Source organism: Nocardia sp. NPDC058480 (assembly GCF_042720495.1).
Lineage (GTDB): Bacteria > Actinomycetota > Actinomycetes > Mycobacteriales > Mycobacteriaceae > Nocardia.
This window is the reverse complement of sequence record NZ_JBHXMN010000019.1, coordinates 101,936-116,607: the sequence shown is the minus strand read 5'-3', so window position 1 is coordinate 116,607 and position 14,672 is coordinate 101,936. Positions and strand designations below refer to the sequence as shown.

Genomic DNA, 14,672 nt, shown 5'->3' with positions numbered 1-14,672 from the left:
TTCACCGCAGGCAGCCCCCAGGAAGCCCTTGACTGCGCCTGCGATCTCTACCTCGGACACTGACCCCCGAACGACTTACGGGCGTGACCACTTAGACTGGACAGATCGCATTCCACGCCCGCCGTGAAGGGGTACGGAACATGGAAGATCAAGCGCCCATTGGGCTGCGGATCAAACGCCACCGCGAGCGCGCCGGCATCAGTCGGCCCGTGCTCGGCGATCGGATCAGCCGGTCCTCCGATTGGGTGAAGCAGGTCGAGAACGGTGTGCTGCAACCGCCGAAGCTGCCGATGCTGCTGGCCATCGCCGATGCCCTGGGCTTGGCCGACCTCGCCGAGCTGACCGGCAACGGCCACGCTGTCTCGGTGAATCTCTACGCAGGGGAGAAGCACGCGGCGCTGGGCGATGTCCAGGCCGCGCTCACCGATTTCCGGCGCCCGCTACCGGGACGCGTCCACAACATCAAGCACCTGGCCGAGCGGCTACGCCTGGCGTGGGAGGTTCGGCACACCAGCCCCGACCACCGCACCCAGCTCGGCGTCATCCTGCCGAGCCTGATTCGCGAGGCACAAGAGGCGGCCCGCGCACCAGGCCCCGGTCGACGGGAGGCACGTCGAGTCCTGGCCGGTGTCTACCAACTGGCCGACTTCTATGTGGCCTACCAGCGTGACGCTGCCCTGGTGTGGATGGTCGCGGACCGGGCGCTGGGGCAGGCGTACGAAGCCGACGATCCCTACCTGATCGCCGCCTCCTCGTGGTCGATGGTGCAGGCACTGCGCGACTCCGGCCGATGGGAGGAGGCGCTGGCCCTGATCGAGTCGGGCACGGAGATCCTCGCCCCGTATCTCGATCGCGACGAGACCCCCGACGATTGGCGGGGGATCGCCGGTGCGCTGCAGGCTGAGGCCGCCCTGGTGCAGGGCCGCCGCGGGCGACATGGTGATGCGTGGGCGGCGTGGGATCGGGCCGATCGCTGGGCACAGCAGCTCGGCCCAACCTATCGGCATATCCAGACCAGCTTCGGGCAGGCGGTCCAGGGTGCGAACGCGGTCACGCTGGGCGTGGATCTGCGTCGGTCAGGTGAGGCGCTGCGGGCGGCCCGTGCGCTCGACGAGGACGCGATCGTGTCGGTGCCGCGCCGGTCCAGGCACTTGATCGAGGTGGCCCGCGCTTACAGCCAACGCGACGAGGACGCCGCGGTGCTGGCGCTGCTGGACAAAGCACAGAGGACCGCTCCGGAGACGATCTCGTTCAACGGGTTCGCCAAAGAACTTCTGCTCGGGTTGTCCAAGCATCCGCCGACGGGGATGGGTCCGGATGTTCGGGAGTTGTGTCAGCGCGTTGGCGTGGCGGCCTGACCGCGCTATCCTGGTGCTCGGTCCGCGCATCCCTTCACGGGGGAGCGCGGACCATTCGCGTACTAGTCCGGTCATCACCGAATACCTTGGTGGCGGGCCAGACTCAGCGTCGTCGAAGATGCCACGTGTCCGGTCTGGCACCGCGCTCGATGGTTCGCTCGGTCGGTAGTGCTGCAGCGCTTGTACGAATCACGCCTCGCCAGTCCCGAGGATCGTGTGTTGTAGAGGGAAGCATCACGGTGAGGCCGGCCTGGTGCGGCGGCTGGTAACGTGGCCGCTGATCGACTGAGATACGGGGGGTTGTGGTGCAGATCGACTACGGGCAGGCACAGATCCAGGCGATGAATGACGCTGTCGCGGCGGGAACCTTGAAGCTCGACCCTGAAGCAGTGGACGACGTTGTGCGAGTTCTCGACCGGCTGATAGGGGAGCGCTACGAACCCTGAACGACCCCGAACTGCGGATCCTGTGTACCGGCCAGGTGCATGCCACCGGTAACCGGATCCGATGTCTGGCGGTAGCCGCCGGGGACTACGGCGTACTCCTTCACCAATTACCCGGGGCAACAATAGAATTCGGTGGAGCACTCGAACTCCTGGTCACGCGTCGGGCGAACCTCAGCCGCGGAATCGTCACTACCATGCCGTCCACGAGTGGTGGCCGAGTACAACGCATGATCGGCTTCACCCCACGAGTACGGGGTGAGGAACCGCCGACTTCGTACTTCGTCCAAGCCGACGGTAAGGATGTTGTTGAAACCCGCATCCGTGCGCTTCTGCGAGCTCCCCGCAGCGCCGAGGGGCACCTGTGCATCGAACTCGACGTTCGCGGCCGTCACAAGCTTCAGCCCCAATTCTTGAACTGGATCGATATTCGCGACGGACATCGAGCGGCCGGTCGCTACTTGGTCGACGTCGACAACGACACCGTGGTTACCCCGGCGTCGGACTCCTATATCGCCACCGAGTTGATCCAGCGCGCCCGACTCTGACGTCAGGCATCGCCGACAATTATGGTGGTCGCCGCCCGTCAGTCTGATCGGCTATAGGGGACTCCACCGGTCAGCAAGAATATCGGCCACACCTGCTCGAAGTGTGAGTGACATAGAAGTATGTTGAAACTGAGCCACATGGCTACTTGTCAGCGAACCGAACGTATGTTTGAATCAATCTGTGAATCCGTTGGGGTGGAAGACGATCGGATGCCGGTGTCATACCTCCGGCTTGACGCCCTTCGTGGTTGGGCACCGTGCCGTTATCGCCACCGAATCCGCCGCCGATACATCGGTGGGGTAGCCGGTGGCGAGGTTCGAGGTTCCCGACGGATGGACGGTGCAGGCGTATCGGTTCGCGTTGGACCCGACGCCGACTCAAGAGCGTGCGATCCGATCGCACTGCGGGGCAGCGCGGTTCGCTCACAATCACATGCTAGCGCTGGTGAAATCAGTTATCGGCCAGCGGGCCGCGGAACGCTCCTACGGTGTGTCCGACGACGAATTGACCCCCGCGCTGGGCTGGAGTCTGGCGGCGTTGCGCAAAACGTGGAACGCCCGCAAGGGCGCGGTCGCGCCATGGTGGTCGCAGAACTCGAAAGAGGCATACAACAGTGGGTTAGACGGCCTTGCAAGGGGTTTGGACGCCTGGTCCAAATCGCGGGCAGGTAAGCGGGCAGGCGCCGAAGTCGGGTTTCCTCGCTTCAAGTCCAAGCATCGCGCGGTGAACTCGGTCAGGTTCACCACCGGCGCTATCCGAGTGACCCCCGATCGACACCACGTCGTCCTGCCGGTGCTCGGCACGATCCACACCCACGAATCCACCCGCAAACTGGCGCGTCGGGCCGAGGCCGGAGCCGCGCGGATTCTTTCCGCGACAGTCAAATACGAGGGCGGCCGCTGGTATTGCGCGTTTCAGGTGATCGTCGAAGGCAAGCAGCGGTCCGCGCATGATGCCAAGCCGGTGTACCCGATCGTGGGAATCGACGTCGGAGTCAAAGACCTGCTCGTCGTTGCGGCACCAGACGGCACAGAGATCGAGCGAGTGGTGGCGCCGAAACCACTCACCGCCGCGCAAACGAAGCTGCGGGTGTTGCAATGCAAAGCCGCCCGACAGCAGGGCCGTTGGGAGCAGAGAACCGAAACCCGGCTGGACCCGTCGAAAAGATGGCTACGCACCCAACACCGGATCTCGAAAGCTCATGCCCGCGTGGCGAACATCCGCCGCCATGAACTCCACACCGCCACCACGAGACTCGCCCGCAATCATGACGTGATCGTGGTCGAGGACCTTAACGTCGCGGGAATGTGCCGGGGTGGCGGTACCTACAAGCGCGGGCTGAACCGTGCCATCAGTGATGCCGCGCTCGGCCGGATACGAACCTTGCTCGGCTACAAGACCACCTGGAATCAGACCCGGCTCGTGACCGCGGATCGCTGGTTTCCTTCCACTCAAACGTGTTCGCGTTGTCAGGCGACAACCAAGCTGGCGTTGCGCGACCGTGTTCACCACTGCCGTAATGGTTGCCCGGCGATTGATCGGGATACCAATGCGGCGATCAATCTCGCCCGCCTCGGCGAACCCACCAATACTGGTGGTGTATCGGGGACCGGTACCGGGAGTAGCCCGGCCGCCAGCGTTTCGGCTGGAGATGGACGTGGAGCTATCCGCAAGACCTGCCTCACCGATTCGGTGGGGAAGGCAGGAGGCGTTGAAGCGTCTACCTCGCACCACCAACGGTTGGTGGGTCAGACGGGGACTGTCTCTTCGCAAGGAGAGGCTGCCTAGAGTGGGTTGTTCTACAAACGGCCACGTTTCAGGTAACAGCCACGGAGCGAGTCCATGCCCCCTCGCATGGTGGTGCCGCTACTCGTGTTGTACGGGTTTGACGAATGTGGTGGTGGCCAAGGCGAGTACGAGCAGACCCGCGCACAGGTAGCTCGCCACCTCGATGCCCGCGGCCATGGCCGCGCGGGCCGCTTCCGCGATGGGCAGCGTGTTTGGGTTCTCGGCGAGGGCTCCGATCGCCGAACCCGCGCTGTCGGTCACGGTCGACTCCAATTGCCGCACCTCGGATTCGGGCAGCCCGACGTCGGTCAGGCGATCGCGCAGGCCGGTGCCGACCGTGCTGAAGTAGACGGTGGTGAGGACCGCGATACCCAGCGCCGATCCGAGTTCCCGTGCCGCGCTTTGAATTCCCGAGCCTTGGCCCGCGCTCTCGCCCGGCACATCGGCGAGCACGATATTGGTGACCTGGGCGGTGGCGAAGCCGACGCCGATGCCGTAGACGAACAGCGCGAACGCGATCGACCACCAGCTGCTGTCCGCCGCGGCGAACAGGCCGAGCAAGGCCAGCCCGGCCGCTTCCAGCAGCAAACCGATCCTGACCTGTCCCAGCGCCGAGACCGAGGCCGTCAGTGCGAAACTCGCGCCACTGGCGACGAAACTGCCGATCGCCAGCGGCACCAGCGCGAGTCCGGCTTGCCATGCGGTGTAGTCGAGGGCGAATTGCATCCACAGTGGCAGCACCGCGATGATGCCGAACTCGCCGAGGCCGACGATCAGTGTCACCACGTTGCCCTTGCGGAACGAATCGATCGAGAACAGCCGCACATCGACCAGCGGTTCCCCGCCGGTACGACCCAGCATCGCCTGCCTGCGCCAGCACAGCCCGAGCGCGAGTGCGGCACCGATGAACGCGATCAGCACCGGTGAAGGCCCACTGCGCCAGCCGAATTCACCGATACTCAGCGGCTCGGTCACCGTCAGCCACCCGTAATGCCGCCCTTCGATCATCGCGAACGCGAGGAGGCCGAGGCCGAGCGCGGACTGTGCGGCGCCGAGCCAATCGACGCGACCGACGTTCTTCGGTGCCGTGGGGAGATAGATCAGCACGGCCACCATGATCAGCGCGACCGCGGGGATATTGATGCCGAAGGCCCACCGCCAGGAGAAGTCGGCGAGCCGGCCGCCGAGCAGCGGGCCGACCGCGGCGGCCGCGCCGATCGTCGATCCCCAGATTGCGAAGGCTTGCCCGCGAGCCTTTCCGGTGAAGGTCGCGTTCACCAGGGCCAGCGAGGTCGGCAGGATCATCGCCCCACCGATGCCCTGCAGGAAACGGGCCGCGATGAGTAGACCGCCACTGGGTGCCAGCGCGGCGAGCAGGCTGGTGACGCCGAAGACGACCAACCCGATCAGGAACAGCTTGCGTGCGCCGTGGAGGTCGCTGAGCCGGCCTGCGACCAGCAGCAGCGCCGCGAAGACGATCGCGTACGACTCCTGGATCCATTGCGCCTGAATCGAGGTGATCGCCAGATCCTCGACAATCGGCGCGAGGATCACGTTCACGATCGTCAGATCGACCACGATCAACGCGACGCCGAGCGAGACGGCGATCAGCCCCAGCCACAAGCGCAGCGGTGGAGTCTCGGTTTCTGTCCGCACTATACCTCCGTCGTAAAGTTACTTTACAATGAAGGTAAATGTCGGGCGGTAAGTTGTCAATCGGGCGGTCGACGAGAGGACGAGATGGTGGAGCAGACATCCGGCGATGTCGCGATGCGGCGGCAGCGGCTCGCCGCGGGGCTCATCGACTACGGCGCGAGCTTCACCGAACTGGGCCGCCGATTCGCGGAAACTCTCGGCGTGCACTCCACCGACGCGTTCGCGCTGATGGAGATCGCCGCCGCCGAACAGGCCGCTGAGCCGCTGTCTCCCGCGCTGCTGAGCAAGCGGATCACCCTCACCTCGGGGGCGATGACGACCCTGCTCAACCGGCTCGAGCAGGCGGGATACATCACCCGCAGCCGCGAGCACACCGATCGGCGGGTGGTGACCTTGCGGTGTAGCGAGAACGCGCGGCAGCTGGCCGACGAGTTCTTCCACCCGATCAATGCCGAGCAGGACGCGATCCTGGTCGACTACGACCCCGCCCAGCTCGCCGAGTTCGAGAGGCTGCTCGCGCGATTGCGCAGGGCGATGACGGTCGCACAGCCAGAAGGCGCCCCGTAGTCGAGTCGACGTGTCGGGGCGCCTTCATGGTTGGCGGTCAGGCGGCGCGGGCGGCTCGCTGTCCCCACGCGTCGGCCAGTAGGCGATGGGATTCGAGCCGGTCGGCGTGGTCGTGGGTGATGGTGGTGATCAGGAGTTCGTCTGCGCCGGTGACCTTTTGGAGGGCGTCGAGGCGCCCGACGGCGGTGCTGGGGGAGCCGACGATCTGGGAGGCCAGGCGGTCGTCGACCAGACGGAGTTGGTCGGCGGTGAGCGGGGACGCCGTGGCGGGGTCGAGGTATTCGGCCGCGCCGCCGCTGCGGATGCTGTGGACCCAGTGCCCGTAGGTGCTCGCGCGGTGGCGGGCGGTGTCGTCATCGGGTGCGACCACGACGTCGGCTGACACGATCACATGCGGTTCGGCCAGCAGTTCCGAGGGCTGGAACGCCGCCCGATACGCCGCGACCGCGTCCAGCGCGGTGCCCGGCGCGACATGGTAGGCCGCTGCGAACGGCAGTCCCAATGTGCCTGCGAGCTCGGCGCTTTCGCCCGCCGAACTGCCGAACAGCCACAGCTCGGCATCGATGCCCTCACCGGGAACGGCGTGCAGCGCGACACCGTTGGCTGTGAAGTACCGGCCGTCGAGCAGCGCTTGGATCTCGGCCAGTTGTTCGGCGAAGTCCAGCGACTCCGCACCGGGTTGCTGCAAGGCCTCGGCCGAAGCGAGGAACTTCGAGCGATCGGTGACCCGGCGTGGATCGAACGGCGGCGGCACGACCACACCGTCACGCACCTCGGTGCGCCCGGCGACGGTGTCCAGCACCGGATGACCGCCCCTGGTGGTCGCCGCCGCTGCCCCGAACTGGCTGACACGGTGCCCCGACCGGCCAAGACCCAGGTCGAGTCGTCCCGGGTGCAGTGCGTCGACGGTACCGAACGCTTCCACGATCGAGGCGGAGGTGTGGTGGCCCACCTGCACCGCGCCGGTCCCGACCCGGATGCGCGAGGTGGCCGCGGCGACCACACCGAGCAGGGTCAGCGACGACGAACTCGCCACCGAGACGAAATGGTGTTCGGCCAGCCAATATCGGCGATATCCCCACTGCTCGGCGTGCCGGGCGAGATCGACCGTATTGCGCAATGCCTGTGCGGCACTTGATCCTTCGCTGATCGGGGACAGATCGAGGATCGACAGCGGAATGCTCATAGCTTCGGATCCTGTTCTCCCGCTTCGATCGCCACGCGCAGCCTGTTCTCGCGTGGTGCCACCGGGCAGGTGGCGAAGTCGGTGAACGCGCACGGCAGGTTCACGGCCCGGTTGAAGTCCAGGGTGACGGTGCCGTCCGCGTCGACCGCGCCGATGGCGAGTGAGCGGGCGGCCGGGTAGGTGGTGACGCCGCTGGTGGCGTCGGTGAACAGCACCTTCAGGTCGTCGGGGGTGCCGAAGGCGAGCAGCGCTTGGTGGCTGTCACCGAGCCGGAACTCGATGATTCCCGCGGCGTTGTGGTGGTGCTCGAGACCGTCCACCACGGCGCCCGTGGTGACGGTGCGTGCCTGCGCGAACGCGGTGAAACGGCCGGTCACCACCCAGCGCGGGTCGGCCGGATAGGCCGCGACCCCGGTGAACGCGGTCAACGTCGGTGCGGCCGGATCGTGCACGCGCACCGCGTACTGCCCGGAGCGGCGGATCACCTCGAGGACCTTCTCCTCGTTGAGCACGCTCACCCCCGGCGCGCCCTCCACCGGCGTCACGATCTGCACGCCGCCGATCCGTTCGCCGTCCACATCGAGCCGGTCCGCGGGCTGCGCGGTGATGAACACCTTGTCGTCGGTGACCCACCAGGTGCCGGGGACACCGTCCAAGCGCTGCGGGCTGTCGGTGAGCCAGTGCAGTCCGGCCAGGCTGAGCCAGCCGAGGGGGTCGCGCAGGCCGTCCTCGCGGGCATGGTGCCAGCGCGCCCAGTCGTCGGCGAATGTCGTGGTGAGGGTGTGGTTCTCGACGGTGATCGTCATGACGCGCGTGCTCCTTCGGCGACGGTGTGGTGGTGGGGGTGGCGCAGACCGAGGTGGTCGCGCAGGGTGGTGCCGGTGTACTCGGTGCGGAAGCTGCCGCGTTCCTGGAGTTCGGGGACCACCGTGTCGACGAACTCGTCGAGTCCAGCGGGTGTCAGGTGGGGGACGAGGATGAAACCGTCGGCGGCGTCGGCCTGCACGTAGTGGTCGATCTGCTCGGCGACCTCGGTCGGTGTGCCGATGAACTGCTGGCGGGCGGTGACCTCGATGATGAGTTCGCGGATGCTGAGGTTGCCCGCCTCGGCCTGCGCACGCCACGCTTTCGCCACGGCCAGTGGATCTTTCGTGTGCCGCACCCGGCCTCGGGTGATCTCGGCGGCGGCGTCCGGCTCGATATCGGGCAGCGGGCCGTCCGGGTCGTAGCCGGAAAGGTCACGGCCCCAGACCTGTTCGAGGAAGGCGATCGCGGTCTGCGGGCTCACCTGCTGGTAGCGGATGCCGCGGGCCCGCTCGTGGGCTTCGTCAGTGGTGTCGCCGAGGACGAACGTGGCAGCGGGCAGCACCAGTAGATCACCGTGTGCCCGACCGTATTTCGTCAATCGGCCCTTGACGTCGGCGTAGAACTTCTGGCCCGCCTCGAGGGTGCCGTGCCCGGTGAAGATCGCATCGGCGGTCTTCGCGCCGAACTCGCGGCCTTCGTCGGAATCGCCCGCCTGCAACAACACCGGATGGCCCTGCGGGCTCGGCGGGACGACGAACGGTGCCGCGACGTCGAACTGCGAACTGCGGAAAGTGGTTTCGGGCACCTCGCGGGCGAAGATCCCACGCGTCCGATCGATCACCAGCGAGTCGGTGGGCCAGCTGTCCCACAGCGCCCTGGTCGCGGCGACCACCTGGTCCGCCCGCCGATACCGCTCACCATGCTCGAGGTAGCCGCCGCGCCGGAAATTCTCGCCGGTGAACGCATCCGAGGAGGTGACCACGTTCCACGCGGCCCGGCCGCCGGAGAGATGATCGAGCGAGGCGAACTGCTTGGCCACCTCGAACGGTTCGTTATAGGTGCTGTTGATGGTGCCCGCCAGCCCCAGCCGCTCGGTCACCGCCGCCACCGCGTTGAGCACGGTGAACGTGTCGGGCCTGCCGACCACATCCAGGTCGTGGATCTGCCCGCGATGCTCGCGCAGCCGCAACCCCTCGGCCAGGAAGAAGAAATCGAACAGGCCGCGTTCGGCCGTGCGCGCCAGATGCTCGAAGGACGCGAAATCGACCTGCGATTTCGACGCCGGGTCGGCCCAGACGGTGGTGTTGTTGACGCCGGGGAAATGCGCGGCCAGATGGACTTGCTTGCGTGGTCTCGAAGTCATAGCGCTGCTCCTGTCGTGGCGTATCGGCTCAGTGGGCGGGGAAGACCGAGGCGGTCACGGAGGGTCGGGTGCGCCGGACTCGCCGCGGCGATTTCACCGGCGTCGACGAGCTGCCCCGGCTCGGTCTTGGTGCGGTGGGCGGTGAGAGCGGTCAGCGTGGCGTGCAGGGCCAGCGGTCGCAGGACCACCCCGTCGATGCCCGAACGAGTGATCGCCGCGAGCACGTCATCGAGTCCGGCGGCCGTGCCGACATGGTGGAGTCGATCGGTATCGAGGTGCGGCTGCGCGGCCCAGCCGTCGAGTTCTCCTACCTCGGTGTGCGCGTCGGCTACCGAATCCGACAGGTGCACAGGAAGATCCAGCAGGATCTGCACGGTGTCAGGGTCGCGGCCCGTGGCAGCGATGGCTGCGCGCAACGCAGTGCGGCGTTCGGTGGCGATGGGGAGATCGGTGGCGGTGATGCGGATGATGTCGGCGCGGCGGACCGCGACCTCGGCCGACTCGGGGTCGTCGGCGCGGACGGTCACGATCGGTTGGCCCTGGGGTGAGCGCGGGGTGATCGACGGGCCCTTGACCGAGAAGTTGTCGCCGGTGAAGTCGATGTAGTGCAGGCGGTCGCGGTCGATGAACCGGCCGGTGGGCACGTCGCGGATCTCGGCGCCGTCCTCCCAGCTGTCCCACAGCCGGGTCACCACCTCGACCGCTTCGTCGGCCTCGTGCCACAGCGACTGCCGATCCTGAATGTCCTTGCGACCGAAGGCCTTCGCCTCTACGTCGGCGGTGGACACCGTCACCTCCCACCCCGCGCGGCCCAGGCTCGCGAAGTCGAGCGCGGTCACGGCCTTGGACGCGTGGAACGGTTCGGTGTGGGTGACCGGCACCTGGGGAATCAGGCCGATCCGGCTGGTCAGCGGGGCGGTGCGGGCGGCGATCGCGACGGCATCGAGCCTGCCGCGGGTCACGGCGGTGCCGCCGGCCTGGATGCCGAACGAGTCCGGCAGGAACACGGCGTCGAACCCGAGCTCCTCGGCCGCCGACACCACGGCCGTCCAGTAGCCGGCGGTGAACAGGTCTTCGGCGCCGGAATCGACGCGCCGCCATGACGCGGGATGCGTTCCGGTGCCGACTGTTTCGATGCCGAGGAACAGTCCGTTCTTGCTCATCGGGTGAGGTCCTTTCCGTCGAGGGGATCGATCCGGGCGCCCGGCGCGGGAATCGCCGCGAGCAGCTCCCTGGTGTACGGGTGCTGCGGATCGGTGAACAGGGTTGCGGTAGGGCCGGTTTCGACGATGCGACCGTGGTGCATCACCGCGACGCGGTCGCTGATCCGGCGCACCACAGCCAAGTCGTGGGAGATGAACAGGTAGCCGAGGGCGAGTTCGGTCTGCAGGGTGTCGAGCAGGTCGAGGATCTGCGCCTGCACCGAGGCATCGAGCGCGGAGACCGGTTCGTCGAGCACCAGCAGGTCAGGGCGCAGGGCCAGCGCACGGGCGATCGCTACCCGTTGCCGCTGCCCACCCGACAGCTCGGCGGGTCTGCGCTTGGTGAAATCGGCTGGTAGCGCGACTTGTTCGAGTAGCGCGGTGACCCGTTTCGTGCGGTCGCCGACGCCATAGGCGCGCAAGGGTTCGGCGATGATGTCGGCGACTTCCCAGCGCGGATCCAGCGATGAGTACGGGTTCTGATACACCACCTGGAACCGCTTACGCAGGGCGCGCAGCCGATTTCGGTGGACACTCGTGAGGTCGTGACCGTCGAAGGTGACCGTCCCGCTGTCCGCCTCGGTGAGCCGCAGCGCGATCCGGGCCGTCGTCGACTTGCCCGAACCGGATTCACCGACCAGAGCGAGCGTTTCGCCACGATCGAGGCTGAACTCGACATCATCGACGGCAGTGATGCTGCCCGCTCCCGCGTGGAATCGCTTGTGCAGGGCACGAACCGACAGCAACGGTGTGTCCGATCTGGGACGACTGGGCCGGAACTCGGTGGGCGACAACGCCGGGGACGCGGCCAGCAGACGCTGGGTATAGGGCTGCGACGGACGGGTCAATACCTGTGCGGTCGAGCCGGATTCGACAACATGGCCCTGCTCGAGTACGACCAGCCGATCCGCCCGTTCGGCGGCCACGGCAAGGTCATGGGTGATCAGCAGCACCGCCGTCCCGCGTGCCGCGATCCGCTCGGCCAGCCGATCCAGCACCTGCCGCGCCACCGTCGCATCGAGCGCACTCGTCGGCTCGTCCGCGATGATCAACTCCGGACCGCAGGCCAGCGCGATCGCGATCAACACCCGCTGCCGCTGCCCGCCGGACAGCTCGTGCGGATATTGCCGTGCCCGCAGTTCCGGCTGATCCAGCCCGACTTCCTCGAGCAGATCCAGGGCCCGCAATGCCGCCCCACGCCGGTCGGCCAGCCGATGCACCAGCAGCGCCTCCGCGACCTGATCACCCACCCGCAGTACCGGATTGAGCGACAGCCCCGGATCCTGTGGTACCAGCCCTACCCGCGCGCCGCGCAGCCGCTGTAGCGCCTTCTCGTCGCCCGGATCGACTCGTTCACCGTCGAATTCGACTCTGCCCGACACGATCTGTGCCGAATCGCCGAGCAACCCGATCACCGCATGCGCCAGCGTCGACTTCCCCGACCCCGACTCGCCCACGAGCGCGACGACTTCCCCGCGCGCCACCTCGACCGAGGCACCCCGCAGCGCGTCGACTGATCCCGCGCCGGTCCGATACGCGATGCGCAGATCCTCCACGCGCAGCAAGGGGCCTGCCGTCGCCGCTGTGCGTGGCGCCGCCACAGACCGACGCGCGGTGGGTAAATGTGTTCCGTTCGATCGGTTGCTCATCGCTGGCCGGTCCTTCCCGCGAGGCGGCCTAGATGCTGCGCCGACAGCACCACGGCGACGATGATGAGCCCGGGCAGGGTGGTCAACCACCATGCCGACGCGAGGAAGTTGCGGCCTTCCGAGATCAGCGAACCCCATTCGGGGGTGGGCGGTTTGGTGCCGTAGCCGAGGAAGCTGAGCGAGGACGCGGCCAGCACTGCCATACCGAATTCGACTGCCGCCAAAGCCAGGACGGGCTGGAACGAATTGGGCAGTACGTGCCGAACGAGCACCGCGTACCAGCGCACGCCGGATGCGTGCGCGGCCTCGACATAGGGAGCGTGGCGCACCCGCAGCACCTCCGAGCGCATCACCCTGGCGAAGTTCGCGATCAACGAGACACCGACCGCGACAGCCACATTGCGGGTGCCGAAGCCGAGCGCGGTGACCAGCGCCAGCGCGAGCAACAGTGACGGGATGGACAGCAGCACATCGACGACCCGCATGATCGCGGTGTCGACAAGGCCGCCCGACGCGCCGGACAGCAGCCCCAGCGCCGACCCGACCACCACCGCGATCCCGACCGCGGTCAGCGTGGCGGTGAGCGAGAGCCCCGCACCGTGCACCATCCGCGTGTACAGGTCGCGCCCGAGGTTGTCGGTGCCGAACCAGTGTGCCGCGCTGGGTGCCCGGAACTTCTCCGCGGGCACCCCGGTCAGCGGATCACCGGAGGCGAACAGCGACGGCGCCGCCGCCCACCCGACGGCAATCGCGAGCACGACACCGGAGAGCACGAGTCCGAGGTGCCCGCGCGTCCAGCGGAGCACCCGCGCACTTCGAAAACGGCGTGCGACGCCGGATGCCGCGACGGGTCGATCGGCGACCGTACTCCGTCGCACAAGAACGTCAACCATGTTCGCTCCCTTCGGTATCGGTGGTGCGAGTCCGGGTAGATCGCCGCGATGTGGTGGCGCCTGTGCCCGCCCCGCTCCTGCTGACATCAGGCATCGCGCACCGCCTTCACGGCCGCGGGAGACGAGCCACCCGCCGTTGTCGCGAGATCTGCGGCCGCCGCGTCGCTCGTTGCGACCGGTGGGGAGCTATCGGCAGGCGCGCTGGCCGGGGCCCCGGCCGGTCGATGGCGCCGCGTACCGGTGATGCGCGGATCGAGCAGCGGATAGAGCAGGTCGACCGCGAGATTCACGCCGACGAAGATCAGCGCCGAGAGCAGCACCACGCCCTGGACGACAGGGATGTCCTGGTTGAGCACGGAGGTCTGGGTGAGCCGGCCGACGCCCGCGCGGGCGAACACCGACTCCACCACTACCGAACCCGCGAGCATGGTGCCGACCAGCACGCCGGCGATCGTGAAGGCGGGCACACTCGCCAGACGGGCGATGTGGCGTCGCTGCACCCACCCGCGCGAGGCGCCCTTGGCCAGTGCCACGTCAGTGAACGGCTGACGCCAGGTCTGTTCCAGCCCGGCCGCGAGCACCTGGGCGAGCACCGCACCGATCGGCAAGGCCAGGGTCAGCGCGGGGAGCAGGGTCCCGCGCAAGCCGGTCCCACCGAAGGCGGGGAACCAGTGCAGCCGAAAAGAGAACAGCTGCAACAGGAGTAGGCCGGTCCAGAATGTCGGCACCGAAACGCCCAGTGGCGGTAACGCGCTCAGGGTGTTGCGTAGCCACGGCCGACGCGTGTACGTAGCGGCGAAGGCCAGAGCCGCACCACCGATCATCGCGAAAAGCAGTGCGAGAGCAGCCAGTCCGAGCGTGGGCGGTAGTGAGTCACCGAGCGCTTCGGTAACGGGCTGACCGGTGTTGATGGAGCGGCCCAGATCGCCGGTGATGGCATTCCCGAGCGCGGTCACATACTGCTCCCACAGCGGCTTGTCCAACCCGTAGCGAGCCTGCAGTTCGGCGATGGCGGCCTGGTCGACAGGCGTACCGGCACCGGCGGTGTCGGCCGCCATTGACACCGGATCGGCGGGCAGCAGGTACAGCACCACGAACGAGATCGTGAACGCCGCCCACAGCACCCAGATCGCTTGCAGCACCCGCGAACCCAGATAACGCGGTAGGTCGCCGACCACCACCCGCCCCCGCTGACGGACCAGCCCACTCAT

The 14,672-nt window shown here is 67.4% G+C and carries 13 protein-coding genes; 5 read left to right on the top strand and 8 right to left on the bottom strand.

Features of this window, described 5'->3' with window-relative positions:
* Positions 1–140 precede the first annotated feature (140 nt).
* The 4 genes from ACFWO8_RS29825 to tnpB all read left to right on the top strand — a co-directional run bounded on the left by ACFWO8_RS29825 (position 141) and on the right by tnpB (position 4,138).
* Positions 141–1,358 (top strand): helix-turn-helix domain-containing protein, encoded by a 1,218-nt coding sequence (locus tag ACFWO8_RS29825; protein WP_378969936.1) that lies wholly within the window; start codon positions 141–143, stop codon positions 1,356–1,358.
* Between the two features lie 305 nt (positions 1,359–1,663).
* A complete protein-coding gene (locus ACFWO8_RS29820; RefSeq protein ID WP_378969932.1) occupies positions 1,664–1,804 on the top strand; it encodes a hypothetical protein in 141 nt (46 codons plus the stop codon).
* Between the two features lie 35 nt (positions 1,805–1,839).
* On the top strand, positions 1,840–2,349 hold the full coding sequence (locus ACFWO8_RS29815; RefSeq protein WP_378969928.1) for a hypothetical protein: 510 nt from the start codon (positions 1,840–1,842) through the stop codon (positions 2,347–2,349).
* 307 nt (positions 2,350–2,656) lie between these two features.
* A complete protein-coding gene (gene tnpB, locus ACFWO8_RS29810) occupies positions 2,657–4,138 on the top strand; it encodes an IS607 family element RNA-guided endonuclease TnpB (protein WP_378969924.1) in 1,482 nt (493 codons plus the stop codon).
* A 78-nt stretch (positions 4,139–4,216) separates the two neighbouring features.
* On the opposite strand, the gene ACFWO8_RS29805 is transcribed toward tnpB, so the two are convergent.
* Positions 4,217–5,794, bottom strand: coding sequence for a DHA2 family efflux MFS transporter permease subunit (locus ACFWO8_RS29805; protein ID WP_378969919.1), 1,578 nt, complete (start codon positions 5,792–5,794; stop codon positions 4,217–4,219).
* Between the two features lie 84 nt (positions 5,795–5,878).
* On the opposite strand from ACFWO8_RS29805, the gene ACFWO8_RS29800 reads away from it, so the two are divergent.
* Positions 5,879–6,361 (top strand): MarR family winged helix-turn-helix transcriptional regulator, encoded by a 483-nt coding sequence (locus ACFWO8_RS29800; RefSeq protein ID WP_378969904.1) that lies wholly within the window; start codon positions 5,879–5,881, stop codon positions 6,359–6,361.
* A gap of 37 nt (positions 6,362–6,398) precedes the next feature.
* Here the strand turns inward: ACFWO8_RS29800 and ACFWO8_RS29795 are convergent, their stop codons facing one another.
* The 7 genes from ACFWO8_RS29795 to ACFWO8_RS29765 all read right to left on the bottom strand — a co-directional run bounded on the left by ACFWO8_RS29795 (position 6,399) and on the right by ACFWO8_RS29765 (position 14,672).
* Entirely contained in the window at positions 6,399–7,547 is a 1,149-nt protein-coding gene (locus tag ACFWO8_RS29795; RefSeq protein ID WP_378969899.1) for an LLM class flavin-dependent oxidoreductase, read from the bottom strand.
* Positions 7,544–8,353 carry a DUF1684 domain-containing protein gene (locus ACFWO8_RS29790; RefSeq protein ID WP_378969894.1) on the bottom strand — a complete coding sequence of 270 codons (810 nt, stop codon included), beginning with the start codon at positions 8,351–8,353 and terminating at the stop codon, positions 7,544–7,546. The genes ACFWO8_RS29795 and ACFWO8_RS29790 overlap by 4 nt, the downstream gene beginning before the upstream one ends.
* On the bottom strand, positions 8,350–9,717 hold the full coding sequence (locus tag ACFWO8_RS29785) for an NtaA/DmoA family FMN-dependent monooxygenase (RefSeq protein ID WP_378969886.1): 1,368 nt from the start codon (positions 9,715–9,717) through the stop codon (positions 8,350–8,352). The genes ACFWO8_RS29790 and ACFWO8_RS29785 overlap by 4 nt, the downstream gene beginning before the upstream one ends.
* A complete protein-coding gene (locus tag ACFWO8_RS29780) occupies positions 9,714–10,880 on the bottom strand; it encodes an LLM class flavin-dependent oxidoreductase (protein ID WP_378969877.1) in 1,167 nt (388 codons plus the stop codon). The genes ACFWO8_RS29785 and ACFWO8_RS29780 overlap by 4 nt, the downstream gene beginning before the upstream one ends.
* Entirely contained in the window at positions 10,877–12,568 is a 1,692-nt protein-coding gene (locus tag ACFWO8_RS29775; RefSeq protein WP_378969871.1) for a dipeptide ABC transporter ATP-binding protein, read from the bottom strand. Before ACFWO8_RS29775 ends, ACFWO8_RS29780 begins: the two co-directional genes overlap by 4 nt.
* The gene (locus tag ACFWO8_RS29770) at positions 12,565–13,461 is read right to left on the bottom strand and encodes an ABC transporter permease (RefSeq protein WP_378969861.1); all 897 of its coding nucleotides are present in this window, start codon (positions 13,459–13,461) and stop codon (positions 12,565–12,567) included. Before ACFWO8_RS29770 ends, ACFWO8_RS29775 begins: the two co-directional genes overlap by 4 nt.
* A gap of 86 nt (positions 13,462–13,547) precedes the next feature.
* On the bottom strand, positions 13,548–14,672 hold the full coding sequence (locus tag ACFWO8_RS29765) for an ABC transporter permease (RefSeq protein ID WP_378969852.1): 1,125 nt from the start codon (positions 14,670–14,672) through the stop codon (positions 13,548–13,550).

Coding starts and splice junctions, on each gene's coding strand:
- ACFWO8_RS29825 (WP_378969936.1), top strand. CDS start 141: ATGGAAGATCAAGCGCCCATTGGGCTGCGGATCAAACGCCACCGCGAG.
- ACFWO8_RS29775 (WP_378969871.1), bottom strand. CDS start 12,568: ATGAGCAACCGATCGAACGGAACACATTTACCCACCGCGCGTCGGTCT.
- ACFWO8_RS29780 (WP_378969877.1), bottom strand. CDS start 10,880: ATGAGCAAGAACGGACTGTTCCTCGGCATCGAAACAGTCGGCACCGGA.
- ACFWO8_RS29765 (WP_378969852.1), bottom strand. CDS start 14,672: ATGAGTGGGCTGGTCCGTCAGCGGGGGCGGGTGGTGGTCGGCGACCTA.
- ACFWO8_RS29785 (WP_378969886.1), bottom strand. CDS start 9,717: ATGACTTCGAGACCACGCAAGCAAGTCCATCTGGCCGCGCATTTCCCC.
- ACFWO8_RS29770 (WP_378969861.1), bottom strand. CDS start 13,461: ATGGTTGACGTTCTTGTGCGACGGAGTACGGTCGCCGATCGACCCGTC.
- ACFWO8_RS29800 (WP_378969904.1), top strand. CDS start 5,879: ATGGTGGAGCAGACATCCGGCGATGTCGCGATGCGGCGGCAGCGGCTC.
- ACFWO8_RS29795 (WP_378969899.1), bottom strand. CDS start 7,547: ATGAGCATTCCGCTGTCGATCCTCGATCTGTCCCCGATCAGCGAAGGA.
- ACFWO8_RS29790 (WP_378969894.1), bottom strand. CDS start 8,353: ATGACGATCACCGTCGAGAACCACACCCTCACCACGACATTCGCCGAC.